The sequence below is a fragment of the Synechococcus sp. H55.2 genome (assembly GCF_047462495.1).
Classification (GTDB): Bacteria; Cyanobacteriota; Cyanobacteriia; order Thermostichales; family Thermostichaceae; genus Thermostichus.
Window position 1 is genome coordinate 1 of sequence record NZ_JANSJH010000166.1, and the last position, 2,785, is coordinate 2,785.

At 61.1% G+C, this 2,785-nt stretch carries 4 protein-coding genes; 2 read left to right on the forward strand and 2 right to left on the reverse strand.

Annotated elements, in window-relative coordinates; translation table 11 throughout:
• Positions 1-57 precede the first annotated feature (57 nt).
• Both NW844_RS12600 and NW844_RS12605 read right to left on the reverse strand, forming a co-directional pair.
• A complete protein-coding gene (locus tag NW844_RS12600; RefSeq protein WP_414336141.1) occupies positions 58-909 on the reverse strand; it encodes a DNA-formamidopyrimidine glycosylase in 852 nt (283 codons plus the stop codon).
• Positions 910-961: 52 nt separating this feature from the next.
• Positions 962-1,189, reverse strand: coding sequence for a photosystem I reaction center subunit IV (locus NW844_RS12605; RefSeq protein WP_414336138.1), 228 nt, complete (start codon positions 1,187-1,189; stop codon positions 962-964).
• Between the two features lie 114 nt (positions 1,190-1,303).
• Between NW844_RS12605 and NW844_RS12610 the strand changes: the two genes are divergently transcribed.
• Positions 1,304-2,176, forward strand: coding sequence for a penicillin-binding transpeptidase domain-containing protein (locus NW844_RS12610; protein WP_414336139.1), 873 nt, complete (start codon positions 1,304-1,306; stop codon positions 2,174-2,176).
• 116 nt (positions 2,177-2,292) lie between these two features.
• Positions 2,293-2,445 carry a chlorophyll a/b-binding protein gene (locus NW844_RS12615; protein WP_011429120.1) on the forward strand — a complete coding sequence of 51 codons (153 nt, stop codon included), beginning with the start codon at positions 2,293-2,295 and terminating at the stop codon, positions 2,443-2,445.
• Positions 2,446-2,785: the final 340 nt, after the last annotated feature.

The following is a 2,785-nucleotide window of genomic DNA, read 5'->3' on the forward strand; positions in this document are numbered from 1 at the left end:
GGGAGAGGGGAGCTGGGGATCAACCTAGAACTATAGCTGCTTACGGGGGATACGCCATCAAGTCTCAACCTGGCCTGGAAGTGGCTGGCAGTGGGGGCAAAAGTGGGCTGAGCGGCCCGCCAGCTTGATCCGCTGAATGGGGGTGCCACAGAGGCGACAGGGATCCCCTTCTCGACCGTACACCCATGCCTGCCCTTGGTAGTTGCCGTTAAGCCCACGCAGATCCCGGTAATCCCGCAAGGTGGTGCCCCGCTGCTCCAGCCCGACCCGCAACACCTGGATCAAAGCTTCCCGCAGGCGTGCCTTGGCAGAGTCGGAGAGCTGCAAGGCGGGCGTCAAGGGGTGAATGCCGCTCAGAAACAGGGCCTCGTCGGCGTAGATGTTGCCCACCCCCGCCACCAGCGACTGATCCAGCAGGGCGGTTTTGATGGGGCGCCGGCTCTTCCGCAAGGACGCCTGGAAATAGGCTTCTGAAAAGGCCGGCGACAGCGGCTCCGGCCCCAAGCTCTGCAGAGCGGCGATCACCGTCTCCGGCTCCACCCCGGCGGGCACCAGCCACATCTGGCCAAAGGTACGCAGATCTACAAAGCGCAGCTCCCACCCCCGCTCCAGGCGCAGCCGGACGCGGGTATGGGCCGGCAAAGGCTCGGATCCCTGAACCCAGAGCAATTGCCCGGTCATGCGCAAATGCACACCCAGAACCGCTCCGGAATCTAGGGATCCCAAAAGATATTTGCCTCGCCGCTGCCACTGGGTAAAACAGGCGCCGATTAAGCTTTGCCCAAAAATCTCCTTTGCCGGATAGGCAATGGTGCGCGTCAGGAGCACCTCCACTGCCAGTATCCGCGGCCCCAGGGTGAGGCGCTGCAAATCTTGCCGAACCGTCTCAACTTCTGGCAGTTCCGGCACAGAACGCCTCACTCAAGCAACACAGCTCCCGGCGATGAGAACTCCCCCTGGTTTAGCTAGCCGGGGTGGCTTTGGCCTTGGCTTTGGGAGCTTCCAGCACCTCCAGCTCATCTTCGCGGAAGTTGTTGGTGTTGATGTTGTAGTAGTTGATCTTGTCGAAGCGGACGATCACCGGATAAAGAATGCCGCTGGTATCCACCGCCGCAACCGTTCCCACATCCCGATACCAGTAGGATTCTTTCCGCAACACACGGACTTTGGCACCACGCTGAATCGCCATGAGGGTTCTCTCCATTGACCTGCACTTCAGATTACCCTAGTCCGTGAGAAGGCTGCGATTTCCGAATTTTTGTAACAGGGATCCCTGTCGTTCTTGGCTGGGGAGGGGGAGCCGATGAAACGCCGCACCTGTGGGGCCTGGCTCTTGGGTTCTGCTGTGGCCTGGGGTTTGCAAGGGCTGCCCCATCCGCGCGATTTTGCCATTGTCCTCAACCTGAACACCGGTCGTCTGACGAGGGTTTGGCAGCCGGAGCAGGCTGCGCAGATCAGGGCCAGCCCTGGCTCAACGGTCAAGTGCGCCGTGGCCGCCGCTGCCTTGCAGACCGGGATCAGCTCCGGCGAGCGGGCCATCCACTGCCCCGGCTGGTGGGATCCGCCACCGCAATTGGGGTTGGGCCGGCTCACTTGCTGGGATCCGCGCGGACATGGGGAGCTCAACTTGCGCCAAGCTTTGGCTCGGTCTTGCAACGTGCATTTTTACCAGTTGGGCTGGGAGCTGGGGGCCAAGACCCTGGTGGAGTGGCTGCGCCGCTTTGGTTTGACCCAGACAGAAAACACGGCCCCGGCACCGCTGTTGGCGACCGGTCTGGCCGGCTCGGCGGATCCCTGGGAGCTGTTGGTGTATGCGGGGGTGATCGCCCGCCGCGGCGTTCCCCTTTCTGGGGAGATATCCCTGCCTGCTCTCTCTTTGCCGGATCGCATCTGGGATGCTCTCCATGCCGGCATGCGTTTGGCAGCAACGGCGGGCACCTGCCGCGGCATCGCCCCAGACGGGATCCCGGTGGCCGCTAAGTCTGGGACCATCCTTAATCCTCACCGACGCGGACAACCCGTTCTCTGGGCCGAAGATTTCCAAGCTTGGTTGCTGGCTTTTTGGCCTCTGCCGGATCCCCGCTGGGCGCTGGTGCTGCACCTGCATCAGGGCAAAGCCTACGAGGCGGCCATTCCCCTGGCGCGGCAGATCATCGCCGCCATCGGAACCAGATGATCACCTTCCTTGCAATCATGAAGAAATGCAAACTATACTGAAGGTTAGCTGCTGTTCCTGTAATCGTTCTTTGCGGATCCCTGCTCACCCTCGTTCCAATTCCATTGGAGGTTCTTATGTCCAACCCCAACCTGTCTGAGCCCAAGTTTGGATTTAACGAATATGCCGAGCGTCTCAACGGTCGCGCGGCCATGATCGGCTTTGTATTAGCCATTGTCATTGAAGCGGTGACGGGCCAAGGCGTCGCCTCCTGGCTGGGCCTGATCTAGAAAACTCGGCTTGCTGCGCTGCGGGCCCTAGAGTTAGTCTTGAAGCGACAAACGGGAGACTCTTGGATCCTGGTGAGTGGAGAGGCAAGCTTAAAGGCCCTGCTTGCCTTACTCTTTGTTGAGTCGAAGAAAAGTTTTGCTCTGGGGTCTGCCGGCTGGCAGGCCCTTATTGACAGAAAAAACGTCCGCGCCCCTACCCGAATCCTTGTAGGAAAAGCGAAACCGGTTGTGCTCTTCCAACCCCCCTCTCCCCCTGGGAGAGGGGCTGGGGGTGAGGGCATCTCCGGGAGAGGGGCTGGGGGTGGTCGCGTGAGCGGCGCGGAGCGCTTGGGCTGACTCC

Bases quoted from the DNA above. Each gene is read 5' to 3' on its own strand.
- NW844_RS12610 (WP_414336139.1), top strand. From the start codon at position 1,304: ATGAAACGCCGCACCTGTGGGGCCTGGCTCTTGGGTTCTGCTGTGGCC.
- NW844_RS12615 (WP_011429120.1), top strand. From the start codon at position 2,293: ATGTCCAACCCCAACCTGTCTGAGCCCAAGTTTGGATTTAACGAATAT.
- NW844_RS12605 (WP_414336138.1), bottom strand. From the start codon at position 1,189: ATGGCGATTCAGCGTGGTGCCAAAGTCCGTGTGTTGCGGAAAGAATCC.